1 protein-coding gene is annotated in these 1,164 nt (G+C 62.8%); it reads right to left on the bottom strand.

Going from position 1 to position 1,164, the window contains the following annotated elements:
• Positions 1-10 precede the first annotated feature (10 nt).
• A protein-coding gene (locus HNR60_RS23920) for an IS630 family transposase (protein ID WP_184262935.1) occupies positions 11-1,080 on the bottom strand; the annotation gives its coding sequence in 2 pieces (ribosomal slippage) (positions 11-594 and positions 594-1,080; 1,071 coding nt in all).
• Positions 1,081-1,164 lie beyond the last annotated feature (84 nt).

Raw genomic sequence — 1,164 nt, 5'->3', positions numbered from 1 at the left:
ATACCAACGGTCATTGAGATTGACCGACATGTGCCCAGTCTCGCATCCCGATTGATGTGATTGTGTGGGGTTGTGCGACGAGTTTTTGCCACGCCTCGCAGGCGGTATCGACGATGGCGTCGTAGGTTTCGAACACGCGGTTTGAGAGCCAGTTGGCCCGCATGTACTGCCAGATGTTCTCGACCGGGTTCAGTTCTGGCGAGCGCGATGGCAGGAATATCGGCGTGATGTTGTTAGGCATGTCGAGGTTCGCCGTGGTGTGCCATCCGGCGCGGTCCATCAGCAGCACGGCGTGCGCGCCTTTGGCGACGTGACGGGATATCTCGTTGAGATGCAGCTGCATGGCCTCGGTGTCGGCCTGCGGTAGCGCGAGCGCGGCGCCGGTGCCACGCGCCGGACAGATCGCGCCGAACAGGTAGGCGTTCTCATAGCGCTGGTCGGCGGGCTGTCGCGGCCGCGATCCGCGCCTGGCCCATAGCCGGACCACGCCGTTCTTCTGGCCGATCCTGGCTTCGTCCTGGAACCAGATTTCGATCGGGGTGCCTTCGGGCAGCTCCGCCAGATGCACGCTCAATGCGCGCGTAAAGTTTTTTTGAAAGCCTCGACGATCTCGGCATCCTGCCCGGGATGCCGCGGCCGCGCGCTGATGTGCGAGAAGCCGAGCTTCTTCAACAGCGTCCCGACATGCCGCTCATGATATTCGACGCCGAAGCGCTCCGCGATCACCCGCTTCAGATCGACGCGGCGCCAACGCACCACGCCGTCCAGATCCCAATCGGGGCCGGCTTCGACGATCGCGGCGAGTTCGGCTTGCTGGTCTGGCGACAGCCGCGAAGCCGGTCCACTGGCCCAATTGTCCAGCAGCCCGTCGGGGCCAGCTTCGTTGAAGCGGTGAACCCAGTCCCGCAACGTCTGTCGATCCATGCCGCCGATCCGGGCAGCATCGGTGCGGTTCATCCCGTCGAGAATTGCAGCCAGCGACAACAGCCGCCGGCTTTGGTTGTTGTCCTTCGATCGCTTCGCTAGCTGCCGGAGTTCGCCGGCCGAAAAATCCGTTCGCAATGGCACCGCTGATGGCATGGCGCGAATCCTCCCCACGTCATCGAATCAGATCCGCACCAGAGAGGGGATCACAAATGAGTCAGATACCGGCGCCTTTGGTAT

The sequence above is a fragment of the Rhodopseudomonas rhenobacensis genome (genome assembly GCF_014203125.1).
Lineage (GTDB): Bacteria > Pseudomonadota > Alphaproteobacteria > Rhizobiales > Xanthobacteraceae > Rhodopseudomonas_A > Rhodopseudomonas_A rhenobacensis.
Note: the sequence above shows the minus strand (reverse complement) of the source record. Positions and strands in the feature narration are given on the sequence as shown.